Raw genomic sequence first — 17,310 nt, forward strand, 5'->3', positions numbered from 1 at the left:
AAGCACACAGGCCGTCACGGTCAGGGTCAGGAACCTAGCGGACAACACGCCGAAACAGGGCGCCAATGTCACGATAAGTCTCGCCGTCCCGATAGGCCAACTCGCCTACGGAACCCAGCAGGGCGGGTCGGTGTCTGGCTTGTCAGACGTGAATGGCAATTTCATCGCGACCTACGTGGCACCTGTCTGGAATGAGACGGTAAACGACACTGAACGACTGACAATCACGGCAAGTGCGGAGTTCGAGGACGAAGAGACCGGACAGGTCCTAGCTGATGTCGTCATCTATCCTCGAGGCCGCCCCTTCCTTGCAGTCCTCACGAAGTGGACGGTTTCAGATATCGTCCTCACGAAGGACTCCGTCCCGCTCGAAGTAGAGGTGACGGATCAGGATGGCATCACGGTTAATGGCGCTGAGGTCACGGTCACACCCGAAGTTGGAGGGCCGACCGTGTCTCCTGAGATTGGGGTGACTCAAGGCGGTAAGAGTGACTTCATCATCACGGCCCCAAAAAAGGTCTCGGACACCGCGAACGCCGAAGTGGACTTCCTATTCAGGGTCCAGGCTACGGCCGCGGGACTCGCCTCCGAACCGTACCAGATTCTGCTTACGGTCAAGGAGAGGGGCGGCGACAACGGCGGCTTTGATATGACCATCCCGGCAATCGGGGCTGCAGCCGCCATTGCGGCCGTCGTGATAATTGCCTCCTTCCTTGCGGTCAAGAAGAAACCGAAGAGACGCCGAAAGAGGAACAAGTGATCATCCGCTGCCAGATTCTTGGCCCCGACTCCGCTGAAAACGTTATAAGCCGCTCTCACATTACGTTGCCGAGGAATTCCCATGTCATGGAATCAGGCTGAAATGAGGTCTCTCAAACCGAACAGATACATCCTCATAGACGAGGAGCCCTGCAAGATTCTCAGCGTCAACATCTCGAAGCCAGGGAAGCACGGAGAAGCGAAAGCCAGGGTAGAGGCCGTGGGAATCTTCGACAAACAGAAGAGGAGCATCGTGCACCCTGTCACGCACAAGGTCAAGGTTCCGATTATCGACAAGAGGAGGGCTCAGATTCTCACGGTTATGGGTTCTGAGGTTCAGCTCATGGACCTTGAGACGTACGAAACGTTCAACGTCGCGATATCGGCAGAAATGGACGGGAAACTCAGCCCAGGCGGCGAGATCCAGTATCTCGTGGCAATGGGGAGGAAAAAGATAACCAGGACGTGATCCCTCCGATGAGGCCCGCTCCCCTCGCCTTTGCGGACGCGCGCGCGGAGCTGCAGGGGGCGGAGTTCGTGATATTCGGCGTCCCCTTCGATGGGACGTCCACTTTCAGGAAGGGGTCCAGTCTCGCGCCTGAGAAGATAAGGGAGGCCTCCTACAACTTCGAGACCTACATCTTTGAGCAGGACATCGATCTTGATGACGTGCCGGTCCACGACGCGGGAGATGTCGAGTGCTCTGGCGGTGTGAAGGAGGTCCTTGATCGCGTGCGGGACTTCTCGAGCGAAGTGGCGGATTCCGGCAAGATCCCCGTAGCGATCGGCGGTGACCATTCCATCACCCCCGCGGTAGTCGAGAGCTTTGATGACATCGGTGTCGTGATCCTGGACGCTCACCTCGATTTCAGGGATTCGTACGAGGGCGAGAGACTCGGCCATGCGTGCACGACCAGGCGCGTGTCAGAGGTGGTCGGAATCGACCATGTCATCCCGGTCGGTGTTCGGTCCTTCTCGAGGGAGGAATCGACGGATGCGAAGGATCTTGGACTGTCCTACATACTTGCCAGTGAGATCTTCGAGAAGAAGCTCATGGCGAGCACCGCGAGAAAGGCTCTGAGCTTCGTCGAGAGAAGCGACATCTACCTGTCGATCGACATGGATGTGGTTGACCCAGCGTATGCTCCGGGCGTGGGAAACCCGGAACCGTTCGGATTGACCGCTGACCAGGTGAGGGAGCTCATCGACCTGCTCGGGAGCAGACTCGTGGGTGTGGATTTCGTCGAGGTCTCTCCTCCCCATGATTGTGGCACGACGGCATTGCTCACTGCGCGTCTCATAAGGGAGGCGATCGCCGTGATGAAAAAGGCTCACAGATAACCGGGGATATCCGCTGTCCTGTGAGAGATCTTCTCGAGGTCCACCCTTCTCAGCTCATCGTCGAACTTCTTGTCGACGGAACCCTTCCTCTCCTTGAGGTCGATGACCTTCGTGGTGTCCTCCCCGGCGTCCTTTCTGAGCGTCTCGATCTCCTTGACAAGGGCGATGTCGATCTTGACGCCGTTCATTCCGAGTATCCAAAGGGTGTTCCTCATGATGTCGAGCTCGAGCACCATCCTCTCCCTGGTTCCGACCTTGTTCAGTTTCCGACTCATCTTTGCCAGGAAGTCCCGATGACTCTTCAGGGCGTTGAGGATGTTGTCTATCCTCTCGCTCGTCCTCAGAAGGTACTCCTCGAGCCTCATGACAGCGCCGTTGAGGTCCCCCATGAGCCCGCCCTCACCCTTCTTTGTCCTGGTCGTGATCCTGAGGGCGTCCATCATGATCCCTTCGCGCTTGATTCGGGTCTCCAACTTCCTCTCCAGGGCTCTCGTTTTCTTCTTCTCTTCCGCCAGTTGCTTCTGAATGGATTTCAGACGCCGCTCTACCTTGTCAAGACGCCCCTGGAGTTTGCTGGCATCCCCTGGCCCCGTCATCTGCCTTATGATTGCCCGAGTAGAATAAGAAGTTTGTGATATCGTTCTCGACCGGCGATTCTATGCTTGGCTGGGGTTGGATTGCTCATGTCTGGTCTCAAGTCATCCGTCACTTGTGGTCAGATTCCTTAAATACCGTGCACATCCTAATCGAATGACTATGAGCGAACCTATCATTGCGATAGAGAACATCTCGAAGACCTTCACTTCCAAGGAGCGAGGAAAAGGACGGACGCGGAAGAAGAAGGTCGAGGCGCTCAGGGATGTGAGCCTTGAGATCTTCGACGGCGAGGTATTCGGCTTGCTGGGGCCCAACGGTGCTGGGAAGACCACCCTGATTAAGTGTCTCACGACACTGCTGCTCCCGACATCAGGAACCGCCTGGATAAACGGCTTCAACCTTCAGAAGGAGGAGAACAAGGTGCGAGCCTCCATCGGTTGCATGCTGATGGGCGAGCGGGGACTCTATTGGAAGCTTACGGGCAGGGAGAACCTGGACTACTTCGGAGCGCTCTACTACATCCCCAAGAACGTGAGAAGGGAGAGGATCGACTACCTTGTCGATCTTCTGGAGCTCTCGGACTTCGTGGACAGGACGGTGGAGACGTATTCGAGCGGGCAGAAGATGATCCTGGCATTTGCCAAGTCCCTGATCAACGATGCTCCCATCCTCTTCCTTGACGAGCCCACCGTGACCATGGACGTTCACGCGGCACGCAACCTGAGGAGCATAGTCAAGAGTCTGAACAAGGAGGGCCACACGATAATCTACACCACACACCTGATGGCGGAGGCCGACGAGCTCTGTGACCGGGTGGCCATCATAGACCGAGGTGAGATCATCGCCCTCGGGCCTCCTAGCGAGCTCAAGTCCTCGATCCCGCAGGAGAGCGTCGTCGACGTGGAAGGTGTGATACCTGAGTCCGCCCGGAACAGGATAGTCGAGATACCGGGGATAAGGACGGCAGTGGTCAAGGATGAGACGAACGGGAAGACAATGCTGGGGATAATCTGCGACAACAGCCGAAGGGTGCTCCCGAAGATAATCGATGTCCTCGTGGAGGAGGACGCGATCATTGAGTACATAAACCCGCAGGAAGTGACGCTCGAGGACGTTTTTATTGCCAAGACCGGGAGGTCTCTGAGCATAGATACGAGGGAGATTGTGACGCCCAAGGATGCGGGGAAGTGACGGCAAAGACTGTGCACAAGAACCTGGGCCTCTCGGAGATCTCATGGAGGTCCTCACTCGGTGTCACGAAGACCGTTCTGATCGCGCGGTTCAAGATCGTCCTGCGATACAAGGGCGCCATTGTGTTCGACATGATACTCCCGGTGATTCTGGCGTCCCTTCCCATCCTCCTCGGTGTGGCGATTGCGGGACAGGCCGCAGCTCAGAATTTCGAGGACGCCACGGGGACGGAGAACTACAAGCTCTACATGCTCATCGGCGCGAGCACGTTCATCGTCGTCACGCTCATGCTTTGGCTCGTTGGCTACTGGATAAGGAGAGAGATGGAGACAGGGACGCTCGAGTCCGTCTATGCTTCCCCTGCCAAGAGGGTCGAGGTCCTGTCGGGAGTCACGTTGTACGCGCTCATCAGATCGCTCATGGCATTTGCGTTCGCCATGGTAGTGGGATCTCTCATCTTCCAGGTCGATCTCTTCCAGGGCGAGATGGCATTGGCATTGGTCTTTGTCGTCATCGGCATAATCCCGTTGTGGGGAATCAGCTTCGCCTTTGGAGCTCTGATCCTCAAGGTGAAAGAGGCCGATTCTCTGATCCAGGTCATGCAGTGGGTCGTGGCGTTCTTCATGGGGATATTCTTCCCGATCACGGTGTTCCCGCCCTTCCTCAGGTACGTGGCGTTGAGCTTCCCGCCAACGTGGATGACGAACGGGGTCAGGGCCTCGTTGCTGGATGTCGCCTACTTCTTCGGGACGTGGTACTTCGATCTGGCGGTCCTCTTGGCCTTCGCGGCGGTCCTCCCGCTCGTAGGGTACACAGTCTTCTTGAGGACCGAGAGCAGGATTAAGAAGAACGAGGGGGTTGGACAATTCTGAAGGGGAAAACCGTCAGCAGGGGATTCGGCCTTTCGGATTTCTCCTTCAAGCAGAGCATTGCGACGTTCATTTCCATGTCGAAGAAGACCATCGTGGAGTTCTCCAGGTACCCCCTGTCCTTCGGTGCGATCTTCCTTCAGATATTCCTCATGGTGCTCATGTTCATGTTCGCGGTCTTTGCCTTTTCGTCTCCGACCCAGGCGCTTGACTCCTTCGAGGACGCGTCCCTGTCTGGTTGGGCAGAGGACCCGCTCTCCCACGTCGGCGAAGGGGAGTTCCATCGAGTACTGACGGGTCCGTACGGGGATGAGCCGTCGATGGTCGCATTCCTGAACCTCACGGATCCGGCTCATTCATACGGCGTGGAGAAGAACCCGGAGGGCGTGTCCGATTGGTCGGCCTTCATGCAGATACAGATAGGGCTATATTCGTCCAGTGGAACGACCGCGGACGTCTCGATCCAGCTGAAAGGGGATTCCGGCGAGAACGGGACGTGGTGGGAGTCCGACGTCGTGGGCTTTGGCGGAGGCCAGGACAACCTCGTCTTCAACATCACTGACTTCGGCGGGGAGAACAGGACACTGGAAAATGTGGATTCGCTCAGCATAAGGTTCCAGAACGCCGATAACGGAACGATCGTGTACTTCACCCAAATAGACATGGTCCTAACGCCCCAAGGAGCGAGACTGGCTGGCGTCATGATGTACGGGTTCGTCATCTTCATCTTCCTCAGCTTCATCCTCTGGGAGGTGGGCTTCTCCATCAGGGAGGAGCAGTTCCGCGGGACGTTGGAGTCTCTCTATCTGTCACCGGCGAACAAGTTCAGCAATCTCATATCAAGGGTCTTCGCGATCTTCATGTGGATCACCGTGATCGCCTCGATAGCCCTCGTTGTCGTTTCCAACATCGCAGGCGGTCTTCCGTTGAACAACGTCGCTCTCGCCTTCCTGATCCTCTTCCTCACCGTTTCGGGGATACTCGGGATGGCGTTCTTCGTCGCTGGTCTCACGATAAGGATCAAGGAGAGCGCCGCTCTTCTCGTGAACTTCCTCCAGTTCTTCTTCATGATATTCTGCGCCGCGTTCTTCCCCTTCCGTGCATTGCCATCCGTCGTCGTCGACTACGTGAGCAGATGGATACCGGTGAGCTACGGCGTGGACGCGTTCAGATCGGTGCTCATAGGATTGCCAAAGGGGTACCCTGAGCTGCTCCCCTTCGAGGCCGAGATGGTGGTGGTCGTGCTCTTCGGCATCCTCTCGCCCCTTCTCGGATATCTCTACTACAGGCATTCGGAGAAGAAAGCAAGAACCCAGGGGACCCTCAGCGAGTACTAGAAGAGAGCAATCTTTTAATATCCTCTGTCCTCTCTTTCAGGGAGGTGTGAAGATGCCGCGATGGAATGGTCCGCTGAAGCAAATCGATGAGTTCCGATACGAGATCCCGAGCAGCTACAAGCATGGAATGAGAACAAGCGGGCTGATCTACGCGGACGAGAAGATGATGAAGAACGTCATCAGGGACAACGCTCTGGAGCAGGTCGCGAACGTCGCGACGCTCCCGGGGATACTGAAGAAGTCCATGGCGATGCCGGACATTCACTGGGGATACGGATTCCCTATCGGAGGCGTTGCTGGCATGGACCCTGACGAAGGTGTTATCTCCCCAGGCGGAGTGGGCTATGACATCAATTGCGGCGTGAGAATGCTCACGACCAACCTCACCGTGAAGGACGTGTCGCCCAAGCTCAAGGAGCTCATCGACACTATGTTCACGAACGTCCCGTCGGGCCTTGGATCGAAGGGGAAGGTTAGAGTCGACAGCAGGACGCTCACCCAGGTCCTTGAGGAAGGAGCCAGGTGGGCCGTGGAGAACGGCTACGGTTGGCAGGAAGACCTGGAACATCTCGAGGAGGGCGGGGGCATGGAAGGCGCGGACTCCGAGAAGGTGAGTCAAAAGGCGATTGACAGAGGGAAGTCTCAGCTCGGAAGCCTGGGCGCTGGCAACCACTTCCTGGAAATCCAGAAGGTCGACCAGATCAGGAATGAGGAAGCCGCGAAGAGGATGGGCGTCAACGAGCTGGACCAGATAATAGTGATGATACACACGGGCTCCAGAGGCTGCGGTCACCAGATAGCCAGCGACTACATCCGCAAGATGGAGGTGGCGTACAGGAAGTATGGGATCGATCTCCCGGACAGGCAGCTTGCCTGCGCGCCGATAGACTCTCCAGAGGGACGGGACTACTTCTCCGCGATGGCGTGCGGCGCCAACTTCGCCTGGACGAACAGGCAGATGATCCTCCATTGGGTGAGGCAATCCTTCGAGCAAGTGTTTGGCCAGAAGGCGGAGGACATGGGACTGAGGGTCATCTACGACGTAGCCCATAACATAGCCAAGTTCGAAGAGCACGACGTCGACGGAAGGAGAATGAAGGTCTGCGTCCACAGGAAGGGGGCGACAAGGGCGTTCGGTCCAGACAGACCGGAAGTCACTTCGGATTACAGGGAATTCGGACAGCCCGTCCTCATCCCTGGGGACATGGGAACGCACTCGTTCCTGCTCCTGGGCACGGACGAGGCGATGGCACAGACATTCGGCTCCACCTGTCACGGTGCGGGCCGCGTGATGTCTAGACGCCAGGCGACGAGGATGTTCAGAGCCGATGAGGTCAGGAGCCAACTGCAGAGGAAGGGCATATACGTTCACGCGGCGAGCATGAAGGGCATCGTTGAGGAGGCTCCCGATGCCTACAAGGACATACTGGACGTCGTCAAGGTCGCCAACGGTGCAGGGATATCCAGCGTAGTTGCACGCATGTCCCCGATGGGCGTTGTGAAGGGGTAGATTGAGGACGGCTATTCTCCCGATCGGCGACATGGACGGTTTCATCCTCACGCATCTGGCTTCCGAGCTGTCCGTCTTCGGCGATGTTGAGATCCTGCCGAGAGTGGATGTGCCTGAGTCTGCGCACAGACCGCGCAGGGGTCAATATCTCGCCTCCGACCTTAAGGAGCTGACTGCGTCGTATCCGCAGGACAAAGTACTCGGGGTCGTGGACGTTGACATCTACGAGGGCTCGAATAGGTTCGTCTTCGGGTTGGCCGATGTCAAGGGGAGGTCTGCCATCATATCATTGAACAGATTGAAGGGTGATACCGAGACATTCAAGCAAAGAGCGACGAAGGAGGCCTTCCACGAGCTCGGACACATGTTCGGGTTGCGTCACTGCCAAGATAGGAGTTGCGTCATGATGTTCTCGAAGTCCTTGGCGGACACGGACGCAAAGCAAAAGGATTATTGCCAATTCTGCGCTCTCAGACTCAGGACTGCGGGAGTGTTCCCGTAGGTGAAGCGCATGTTGGCGGAAGTGAGCATATTCCCGGTAGGAGAGGGCGTGAGCCTGAGCAAGTGGGTCGGCAGATGCCTGAGGATAATCGACGGAAGCGGCCTGCGGTACCAGCTCAACCCGATGGGCACGGTGATCGAGGGCGACTACGACGAGGTGATGGAGGTCATCCGGAGGTGCCACATGGCGGTCCTCGAGGACACGGAGCGGGTCTCTACGTACATCAAAATCGACGACCGGAAAGCCACCAAGGAAGCGATGCTCAAGAAGGTCCAGAGCGTCGAAGAGCGCGCCGGAAGGCCCCTCAGCAGGTGATCTCACTCGACCCGTGAGAGAAGAGCCAGGCCTCCTGCGGCCATCACGATTCCGTAGAGAAAGGGGTACGCTGGGCTGAAGATCCACAGGAAGCCTGCGACAAGGCTGGCGGGCAGCTTGGCGATGCCCGTGAAGGTATGATACGTGCCCATCGATGTTGCCCTCAGGTTCTTCGGTGACATGTCCGCCACGTATGCTCTCTGGACCCCGTCGAGCGCGGCCATGCACAGTCCGAAGGTCAGGAAGAGCACGGTCAGGTGAGAGATGTCCCTGGCGAACACGAACCCGGCGAAGGTTACTATGAAAATCCCGTAGCCAAAGGCAATCATCGGTTTCTTCCCGATTCTGTCAGAGAGAGCGCCCGCAGGGAAGGCCAGCAACGCGTAGGACACGTTGAACAGGAGGTAGAGCGCGATCACCGCATCCATCCTGCCAACGAGTTCCGTGCTTCGATAGAGGAGGAAGAGGACAGAGAAGTTGCCTATCTCGAACGCCGTGGCCGCAAGAACGAAGAGCTTGAGATTTCGTGGGATCAGGGAGAGGCTTGCCTTGAAGGACTCTGGTGGGGCCCTGGCGACCGGCTTCTCCCTCAAGCGGAAGACGAGCAGGAACGCGATTACGGCGGGAACCGTCGCTATGAGGAAGATCGTGCGTATGTTCCCGCCAGTTTCACCGCCCAGGACCGGCAGGAGAAGCAAGACCAGCGCCGGTCCAAGGACGGCACCAGCGGTGTCCATTGCTCGGTGAAGGCCGAAGGCTTTGCCCGTGGTCTCCGGAGTCGTGGACTCGGCGATTATGGCATCTCTCGGAGGCGTTCTGATCCCCTTCCCGACCCTTTCGAGAAACCTCCAGGCCGTGAAGTCAATCCAAGATACAGAGAAGAAGAAGAGCAGCTTGGAGAAGGAGGACACGCCATATCCCGCGGCGACCAGGTCCTTCCTCCTCCTCATCCTGTCGGACCAGAAGCCAGAGGCCACCTTGAGCAAAGACGCAGTGCTCTCCGCTATTCCCTCAATCAGCCCGAGAATGAGCGGGCTACCAGCAAGAACGACGATGACGAAAGTGGGGATGAGCGGGAGCATCATCTCGCTGCTCGTATCCGTTAGAAAGCTCACGAAGGCCAGGATGACTATGTTCGCTGTAAGCCCGGAGGTTAGACGGGAGAGGAACTTCCCCTTCATGGACGCTCAGAAGGGAATCATCGCACCGTATAAAGCAGGTTCTCCCGAAAGTTATGTAATGGCAATGGGATATTAGGACGGATGATTCCTTTCGAGGAGGTCAAGGTTCTTGACATGAATGCGGAACACCTTGGGGTTCCGACGTCCCGGCTGATGGAGAACGCGGGCAAGGGGATTGCGGACACGCTTCAAGAGGATTTTCAGATTGAAGGAAAGAAGGTCGTTTTCATCTGCGGTACGGGAAACAATGGCGGGGATGCGTTTGTCGCTGCCAGGATGATCGACCGTAAATGCACTACAACTGTCGTACTGGCAAAGCCACCCGAAGAGGTCCGGAGCGAGCTGTCCAAGAAGAACCTGTCCAAGTACAATGGCGATGTGGTTGTGGGCGCCGACCCGGCAGCTTCCGAGATTGAGTCCGCGGATGTCATCGTGGACGCGCTCCTCGGGATCGGCGTGAGAGGGGAGATCAGGGAACCGCTCAGAACCTTCATCGATGTCATCAACAGCTCAGGCAAACCGGTTCTCTCGGTGGACGTGCCAAGCGGTCTGGGCTCGGACATTGCCGTAAGGCCGACTGTGACCGTGACGTTCCATGACACCAAGATCGGTATGAACGAGAAGAACTCGGGCAAGATAGTGAAGGTCGATATCGGCATCCCAGAGGATGCGGACCGCTTCACCGGGCCCGGCGAACTGGTCTACTACCCGCGCCCCGCGGACGATTCCCATAAGGGCCAGAACGGCATACTGCTTGTCGTCTGCGGCGGGCCGTTCACCGGTGCTCCCGCGCTCGTCGGACTTGCCGCGCTCCGCGCGGGTTGCGACCTCGTCCGAATCGCGGTTCCTGAGAAGGCTTGGCAGGTGGTTGCGTCGTTCTCCCCTGCCCTCGTAGTGCGATCCCTGGAAGGGGACTTCCTCAACCCGGGGAATATCGACGACCTCTTGGAGATGGTCCGAGATGTTGACGCTGCGGTCATAGGACCAGGACTCGGACTGGAAGATGAGACCTTGGAGGCCGTCAGGGAGTTCGTTTCGAAGCTCGACATCCCGTTCGTCGTTGACGCGGACGGCATCACCGCTGTGGCCGGGGACCTGAGCACGATCAAAGGGAAGATGTGCATTGCCACCCCGCACTCAGCGGAACTCGAGAGGCTCTGCGGGAAGGAGCCTCCCAGAGACATGGATGAGAGAGCCCGATTCATCGATTCCTTCTCGAAGGAGAACGGGTTCACCGTGCTTTTCAAGGGGGCCGTGGACATAATCGCCGGAGAGGGGCGATTGAAGCTGAACAAGACTGGAAACGTGGCGATGACCGTCGGCGGGACGGGGGACGTCCTCGCAGGGATATGCGGTTCCCTTCTGGCCAGGAAGGTGGCGCCGTTCAACGCTGCGAGGATGGGTGCGTTCATGAGCGGTTCTGCCGGGGACCTGGCCTTCGAGAAGCTGAGCTACGGACTCACTCCCGAGGACATTGTCTCGGAGATACCCGAGGTTCTCAAGACCTTCCTGAAGACGTAGGTGGTCATTGTTGAGGCTTCAACCCGTTCCCGATGAAGCTGCACTGCTCTTCGACAGAACGATAGTCGTTGCAGACCTTCACATCGGCATCGAGTTCGGCTTCAGAGAGTCCGGGTTCGTGATCCCAAGCCAGACGGATCGGATGCTGGAGAGGCTGATCGATATTGCCGACCGCCACAAGGCGGAGAGGGCCGTCATAGTGGGCGACGTCAAGCACAAGATCAAGAGCGTCAGCCCGCAGGAGAGAGCGGAGATCCCTCCCTTCTTCGAGAGAGTTCTGGAAGTGGTCCCGGAAGTCCATCTTGTCCCCGGCAACCACGATGCCAACATCCTCAGCATCCTGCCGGAGAAGGTGAAGGCGCACGACCCGAGGGGCATCAAACTGGATGATGTCGGCTTCACCCACGGATACGCCTGGCCGAGCCAGAAGGCCATGGACTCCGAGGTCTTATGCATGGGTCACGTCCATCCCTCCGTTCTGTTCGTGGACAGGCTCGGACTCAGGATGACGAAGCGATGCTGGCTGAGAGCCGAGTTCATAGGCGGGGGAAAGAGGTATGATGCCAATCCGCAGGAGCTGATCGTGATTCCCAGCTTCAACGATTTCTGCGGCGGATTCCCTGTCAATGGTCCGAGGTCAAGACCGATGGGACCGATTCTGAGATCCGACCTCACCGACCTGGAGAACTCCAGGGTCTATCTGTTGAATGGAGTTGACCTGGGCAGGTTGAAGGATCTGACAATCTCACAGAAATGATGACAAGAGAAGGAGGAGACTCGAGTCGCGTCGGGTGAATGGGCCCGGGCGGATTCGAACCGCCGATATTCACCTTGTAAGGGTGACGTCATAACCGCTAGACCACAGGCCCTTGGAGCATTGGATATTCCGAGAGTAGATAAGCTTTCCTCAGTCACCCTTTGGGTCGGGATTCTGATTCCTCAGGTTCCTCGTCCCTCTTAGCGAGGGCCTCATGCCACTTTCTCGTCCGCTCGACCAGCCATCTCCTCTCTATGAGTTCTTCCTCAGAGGGAAGGATCACTGCACCGACGGCCTTTCCCAGAACGGTACCGATCAGAGTGAGAGGCATGATGAAGAGCGCGGAGAACACCATGCTCATCCTCTGCTCATCCGTGGATGGCAGGTCCGTGGGGTCAACCACGATTCCGGAAATCACAGGATGGTAGACCGCCAGGAATGCGATGGTCACGGAGATTATGACGAGGAGAATCGAGATGAGCACCGTGACAGGCACTTCGAACTCGTTGGCCAGAAGACCCACGACGAAGCTCACGGTGATGGGCAGGAAGATGATGCTGAACCCAATCTCTCCCTCGGCAAAGGGGGAGTACTCAGGGAAGAACGAGATGAAGAAGAAGGTCGCCATGGTCACTGCTCCGCAGAAGGTCCAGAGGAGGGCGAGCAATGCCCTCTGGACGGACTCCCGGTCAACCGAGATAGGGATCCACTCCCAGCGTGTTGAAGTAGCTCAATCCGTGGACAGGGACAAGTATGTCGAGATCCACGATCTCGTATCTCAGGTCCGCGGACACAAAAGGGTAGTACTTCCCATCATCGGGATCGGTCGTGTTCAGAATCGCAAGCTTGTACGAAGTGGTTACCGCCAATGACGATTCGAGCGTCGCATTGCGTCCGGATCGAACGAGGTAGTCAGGGTAGTCGTACCTGAAGAACCCGCCCACCATAACATAATACGGCTCCATGGCCTGGAAATTGGGTATATTGGCCATCGTGGTCCTGTTGAACATGTAGAGCGAGAACTCGATGTTGTACACCCAGATGTCCAATCTTGTAGGGTTGTTGACTTCCACAAGGATCGTCACGCGGACGTCCTCGTTCATGCTGTATATCGGCGGAACTCGAACCTCCTTGATGTAGACGTTGCCTTCCACTGGTGTGATTTCGTTCTTCGTCTCGGCGAAGGCTCCGTACCTGTCGACCGTCAGCACCAGAGTGACCGCGGAGAACACAGCCACAAGAATGAACGCGATCCCGATCACTGTCGCATACTTGTTCATTCCTCCACCTGGAGTTTCTGCTTGCAGATCGGGCACTCGTCGAGCTGGACTGCGCACGACTCGTGATACAGCTTGTTGCAGTCGCACTTCGCGTAGGACATCCCCTTCTTTATCGTGGCCTTGCAGTACTCGCACGCGCCGACCTCGAATATCTCCTCGTCATCCGGACGCTGTATCGTTAGCTCTCCCGCGAAGTGGCAGAGGGCGTAGTGGCCAGGTCTTGCTTCCTTGAACTGAGGCGTTTCCTTGTCGCAAATGTCCTTTCGGTAGAGACATCTCGGATGGAAAACGCATCCGGGGGGCATGTCGATGGGACTGGGAAGGTCTCCCTTGATCTTCACCCTCCCGTGCTTCATGGCCGGGTCTGGAACGGGAACCGCCGAGAGCAGCGCCTCGGTATACGGGTGCAATGGGTCCTTGATCACACTCTCCGTATCACCGAGCTCGACGATGTATCCGAGGTACATGACAGCGATCCTGTGGCTCATGTATCTCGTCACCGACACGTCGTGCGATATGAAGAGGAAGGGTATCTTGTACTTCTCCCTCAGGCTGAGCATGAGGTTCATGATACCGGCCCTTATCGAGACGTCGAGCATGCTCACGGGCTCGTCTGCAACGATGAACCGAGGTCTCAGAACGAGCGTTCTGGCAATCGCCACCCTCTGCCTCTGTCCCCCGCTCAGCTCGTGGGGGAACCTGTACATGAACTCCTCCGGGGGCTTGAGCTCCGCGTACTGCAGAGCCTTTGCCACCATATCATCTCGCTCGTCCGCGGACTCCCCCACACCGTGAACGACGAGGGGCTCGGAAACCGTGGTATAGACATTGAATCTGGGATTGAGCGACTCGTAGGGATCCTGGAACACCATCTGCACGTCCCGGCGGAACGACTTCAGCTCCCTTCCCTTGAGCCCGGCTATGTCCCTGCCGCCGAAGTACATGTGTCCCTCAGTGGGAGTTTCCAGCCTGACGAGGCAGCGCCCGCACGTCGTCTTGCCGCAGCCCGACTCGCCAACCATACCGAGAATCTCTCCCTCACCTATCGTGAAGTTCACATCGTTCACAGCGTGAACGTTCTTCTCCTTGCCGAACAGTGACGCGAAGAAGCCCGACTTGATCGGGAACAGCTTCGTGAGATTGACGACATTGTAAACGACGCCCTCCTCCGATTCCACATCTTCTCCTTCTTCCTCAACTGCTTCCACACGTATCACCTCATGTCAGCTTACCCGAATAAATATCCTTGGCGAAGTGGCAGAGAGACCAGTGGTTCTCTGCGACCTCAATGCTCGCGGGCTCCTCCCTGCGACATATCTCCTGAGCGAACCTGCACCTCGGGTGGAATCTGCACCCGTGAGGCGGCTCCGACAAATCAGGCGGGGAACCAGGGATGGCTATCAGCTTCTTCCTCTCCCCCTTGATGCTCGGGAACGCGCCCGTGAGACCTATCGTGTAGGGATTCGCAGATTGCTCGAATATCGAGACGATGTCCCCAAACTCGAACAGCTTGCCCGCGTACATGATGCCTATCGTCTCTGCGACCTCGGCAACGACGGATATGTCGTGAGTGATGATCATCATCGCGATGTGGAGTTCCCTTTGCAAGCGCCTGATTTCCCCGAGGATTCTGTCCTGCATTATCACATCCAGCGCCGTCGTCGGCTCGTCGGCGATTACCAGCTGAGGATTGCACGCCAGCGACATGGCTATGATTGCCCTCTGCCTCATGCCACCGCTATACTCGTGAGGATAACCGGTGACTCGCGACCTCTCGAGGCCGACCATATCGAAGAGCTCCAGAACCCTTTCCTTCGCCTCGTCCTTTGTCATGTCCTCGTGCTCCAGAAGAGCCTCCACTATCTGGTCTCCGACCTTGTAAACTGGGTTGAAGGCGTTCATGGCACCCTGGAAAATCATCGATATCTTGCTCCACCTGATGTCCGACATCTTCTCCTCGACTTCCCGGTTGAATCGTCTCCGCCTCCTCTTGGCAAAGAAGCTGGACAGCTCATCATGCACAATCGCCGCGAGCTCCGCTTTTATCTCTTCCTCGGAAAGGCTCGCGTCGTTCAGAATGGCGCTGACATCTTCCACGCAGGCGCTCTCCTGTTCGAGGTGTCTCATCGACTCTATTGTGGAGGATTCATCTTCAGGGACCGAAAGCTTCTTCAGTTTCCTCTCGACGAGAGCCCTTGTCTCCGGAAGCCACAGAGGCTCCTTCAGAACCTCGGCGAGCTCGGTCGGGAAGTCTGCCCTGCCTATGAGCGTGCCGTCGAAGACTATCTCGCCACCCACAATCTCCCCGTTGGAAGGGAGGAGCCTAGTGATGGCGAACGCGGTCGTGGTCTTCCCGCAACCGGATTCCCCCACCAGACCCATGGTCTCTCCTCGGTCGAGGTGGAAGGTGACGCCGTCGACGGCATACACGGTTCCCTTGAGAATCCTGAAGTACGTTTTGAGATTGTTTACTTCCAACATGGCCATTGAATCACCTCGCCCTCAGACGCGGGTTGACAATCTGCTCGTACCCTCTACCGATGAGATAGAACGCGAGCGAGAGGAACGTAATGCCTATACCTGGCGGCATCAACCACCACCAAGACCCGAGGACATTGGACTGTTGGATGAGCTGGAGCATCTGCCCCCAGCTTGGCGTGTTGACGTCTCCGAGACCGATGAAGCTCAGGGCCGCCTCTGTGAGGATCGCCCCGCTGACTGCAAACGTCATGAACAGGAAGGCCAACGGAAGGACGTTCGGGGCGATGTGCTTGAACATTATCCTGATATTGCTAGCGCCCGTGACCCGAGCGGAGTCTATGAACGGCCTCTCTTTGAGCGACAGGACCTCCGATCTGATGACCCTGGCGGTCCCTGGCCAGCCCACGATTGATATGACGAGAATGATGTTCCATATCCCAGCACCGAGCACGGCCGCCAGGATGATGACGAGCGGAAGTCCAGGCAGAACGAGAATGACGTCCGTGAACCTCATCAGCACCGAGTCGGTCTTACCGCCGCTGTAGCCAGAGACGAGGCCGACAATCACACCGATCGATATGGAGAAGAACGCGGCCAACAGACCAACCGTCAGAGCCACCCTGGTTCCCCACATCCACTGACTGTAGAGGTCCCTCCCCTGGTTATCCGTTCCCAACCAGTAGGTGTTCCCGCTCGGAACTGATACCATCCATGTTGGCGGCAGAGGGGCCAGGTATTCCCCGTTTGAGGAATAGACCTGGATTTCTCCATTGGTCAGCCCGGCGAATACGCTCCTGTGAAGGTGTCCAGAACCCTGCTCATCCTTCCAAATCGTGAGAGGTCCGTTTATCCTCGCGTCAAACGTCTGCTTCCATGAGACACTGCCGTCGGTGTTCAGGGAGTATATCGTGCTCATGTCGTCAGTCCAATCGTTCTCGGTACCGTTGTCGTTGAACCCGGTTATCTGAATGACATCGGATCCCAGGAGAAAGCTCGCTGGCGTGTTGAATATGAATCTCTCGCCTGGCGCAACGGGAGCCTCAAACTTGCCGCGGATAGTGCCTGCGTAGAGAGTTCCGGTTCTGTCCCTCCGTACGGAGTAGAAAATCCCAGTGTCCGATCCTACATATATGTATGAACCCCAAGGCTCGGGCCTGGTGAGAACGCCTCCGTCGGGTTCAGCAAGCGTCTTGCGGACCATTATACCTGTTATGTTGTTCTGCGGATTCACTTGTCCGTCTGGCTCCGTCTCCCCCGGGGGGACAATCGCCCAGGGGTCGTAGGCCCTGCCATCTTCCATATGTAACGCATGCAAGAAGCCATTGCTTGTCGAGAGATATATCAGGGCAGGAATGTCTCCATCAAGTTGAGAGAAGATGGGGGCTGTCGACCATTCGTCTCCCACGTGTATCGTCCCGTCGGCTTTGATATAGCCGCCGCCACTCCAAACAGACGTTCCGTTCTCCGTATACACATGACCGAGGTTTCCTCCACCGTTGAAGACCAGATACTCCCCGTCCTTCTCCCCATCCTCCAAATAGATGGCAGGCGATGCCTCCGGTGAGTTCTTTCTCACCATGGGAAGACCCGCCATGTTTACGGGTGCCCAGTCGGAATTTGATATGTTCCATAACTCGCTCGGCTGGTAGTCGTCGCCCCCGAAGAGGAG

General features: G+C 57.1%; 17 protein-coding genes, 1 tRNA gene and 2 pseudogenes. 11 read left to right on the top strand and 9 right to left on the bottom strand.

The genetic code is table 11. The annotated features are described in order from the left end of the window. The 3 genes from LN415_07145 to speB all read left to right on the top strand — a co-directional run. Positions 1 to 760: hypothetical protein (locus tag LN415_07145; GenBank protein ID MCJ2556869.1), on the top strand; the 760-nt coding region annotated here is incomplete at its 5' end. Positions 761 to 841: 81 nt separating this feature from the next. Next, the gene (locus LN415_07150) at positions 842 to 1,228 is read left to right on the top strand and encodes a translation initiation factor IF-5A (GenBank protein ID MCJ2556870.1); all 387 of its coding nucleotides are present in this window, start codon (positions 842 to 844) and stop codon (positions 1,226 to 1,228) included. Positions 1,229 to 1,236: 8 nt separating this feature from the next. Then, positions 1,237 to 2,100 (top strand): agmatinase, encoded by an 864-nt coding sequence (gene speB / locus LN415_07155; protein MCJ2556871.1) that lies wholly within the window; start codon positions 1,237 to 1,239, stop codon positions 2,098 to 2,100. Here the strand turns inward: speB and LN415_07160 are convergent. Continuing rightward, positions 2,091 to 2,696: a hypothetical protein gene (locus tag LN415_07160; GenBank protein MCJ2556872.1), complete on the bottom strand. Its 606-nt coding sequence runs from the start codon at positions 2,694 to 2,696 to the stop codon at positions 2,091 to 2,093. The two genes, speB and LN415_07160, sit on opposite strands and share 10 nt — an antisense overlap. A 160-nt stretch (positions 2,697 to 2,856) precedes the next feature. Here LN415_07160 and LN415_07165 point away from each other — a divergent pair, with 160 nt between their 5' ends. The 6 genes from LN415_07165 (at position 2,857) to LN415_07190 (ending at position 8,421) form a co-directional block, all read left to right on the top strand. Next, complete coding sequence (locus LN415_07165; protein ID MCJ2556873.1) at positions 2,857 to 3,888, top strand: ABC transporter ATP-binding protein; 1,032 nt, start codon at positions 2,857 to 2,859, stop codon at positions 3,886 to 3,888. Beyond that, a complete protein-coding gene (locus tag LN415_07170; GenBank protein ID MCJ2556874.1) occupies positions 3,885 to 4,760 on the top strand; it encodes an ABC transporter permease in 876 nt (291 codons plus the stop codon). The genes LN415_07165 and LN415_07170 overlap by 4 nt, the downstream gene beginning before the upstream one ends. A gap of 74 nt (positions 4,761 to 4,834) precedes the next feature. After that, positions 4,835 to 6,094, top strand: coding sequence for an ABC transporter permease (locus LN415_07175; protein ID MCJ2556875.1), 1,260 nt, complete (start codon positions 4,835 to 4,837; stop codon positions 6,092 to 6,094). 52 nt (positions 6,095 to 6,146) lie between these two features. After that, entirely contained in the window at positions 6,147 to 7,604 is a 1,458-nt protein-coding gene (locus tag LN415_07180) for an RtcB family protein (GenBank protein ID MCJ2556876.1), read from the top strand. A gap of 1 nt (position 7,605) precedes the next feature. Beyond that, positions 7,606 to 8,106, top strand: coding sequence for an archaemetzincin family Zn-dependent metalloprotease (locus LN415_07185; protein ID MCJ2556877.1), 501 nt, complete (start codon positions 7,606 to 7,608; stop codon positions 8,104 to 8,106). 9 nt (positions 8,107 to 8,115) lie between these two features. After that, the gene (locus LN415_07190; protein ID MCJ2556878.1) at positions 8,116 to 8,421 is read left to right on the top strand and encodes an MTH1187 family thiamine-binding protein; all 306 of its coding nucleotides are present in this window, start codon (positions 8,116 to 8,118) and stop codon (positions 8,419 to 8,421) included. Positions 8,422 to 8,423: 2 nt separating this feature from the next. Here the strand turns inward: LN415_07190 and LN415_07195 are convergent, their stop codons facing one another. Next, positions 8,424 to 9,602, bottom strand: coding sequence for an MFS transporter (locus LN415_07195; protein ID MCJ2556879.1), 1,179 nt, complete (start codon positions 9,600 to 9,602; stop codon positions 8,424 to 8,426). 81 nt (positions 9,603 to 9,683) lie between these two features. Between LN415_07195 and LN415_07200 the strand changes: the two genes are divergently transcribed. Together LN415_07200 and LN415_07205 are read left to right on the top strand one after the other, a co-directional pair. Next, a complete protein-coding gene (locus LN415_07200; protein MCJ2556880.1) occupies positions 9,684 to 11,123 on the top strand; it encodes an NAD(P)H-hydrate dehydratase in 1,440 nt (479 codons plus the stop codon). Between the two features lie 10 nt (positions 11,124 to 11,133). Further along, entirely contained in the window at positions 11,134 to 11,880 is a 747-nt protein-coding gene (locus LN415_07205; GenBank protein ID MCJ2556881.1) for a metallophosphoesterase, read from the top strand. A gap of 39 nt (positions 11,881 to 11,919) precedes the next feature. On the opposite strand, the gene LN415_07210 is transcribed toward LN415_07205, so the two are convergent. The 7 genes and pseudogenes from LN415_07210 to LN415_07240 all read right to left on the bottom strand — a co-directional run. Then, positions 11,920 to 11,992, bottom strand: a tRNA-Val gene (locus LN415_07210). Between the two features lie 42 nt (positions 11,993 to 12,034). Further along, complete coding sequence (locus tag LN415_07215) at positions 12,035 to 12,508, bottom strand: hypothetical protein (protein ID MCJ2556882.1); 474 nt, start codon at positions 12,506 to 12,508, stop codon at positions 12,035 to 12,037. A 61-nt stretch (positions 12,509 to 12,569) separates the two neighbouring features. Continuing rightward, on the bottom strand, positions 12,570 to 13,160 hold the full coding sequence (locus tag LN415_07220; protein MCJ2556883.1) for a hypothetical protein: 591 nt from the start codon (positions 13,158 to 13,160) through the stop codon (positions 12,570 to 12,572). Between the two features lie 194 nt (positions 13,161 to 13,354). Further along, positions 13,355 to 14,338: pseudogene (locus LN415_07225) on the bottom strand (ABC transporter ATP-binding protein). Between the two features lie 40 nt (positions 14,339 to 14,378). After that, positions 14,379 to 15,491, bottom strand: a complete 1,113-nt coding sequence (locus LN415_07230) for an ABC transporter ATP-binding protein (protein MCJ2556884.1) — start codon at positions 15,489 to 15,491, stop codon at positions 14,379 to 14,381. Beyond that, a pseudogene (locus tag LN415_07235) lies at positions 15,477 to 15,593 on the bottom strand (ATP-binding cassette domain-containing protein). Before LN415_07235 ends, LN415_07230 begins: the two are co-directional and overlap by 15 nt. Before the next feature lie 58 nt (positions 15,594 to 15,651). Further along, on the bottom strand, positions 15,652 to 17,310 hold a 1,659-nt coding region (locus LN415_07240; protein ID MCJ2556885.1), incomplete at its 5' end, for an ABC transporter permease.

The sequence above is a fragment of the Candidatus Thermoplasmatota archaeon genome, from assembly GCA_022848865.1.
Classification (GTDB): Archaea; Thermoplasmatota; Thermoplasmata; order RBG-16-68-12; family JAGMCJ01; genus JAGMCJ01.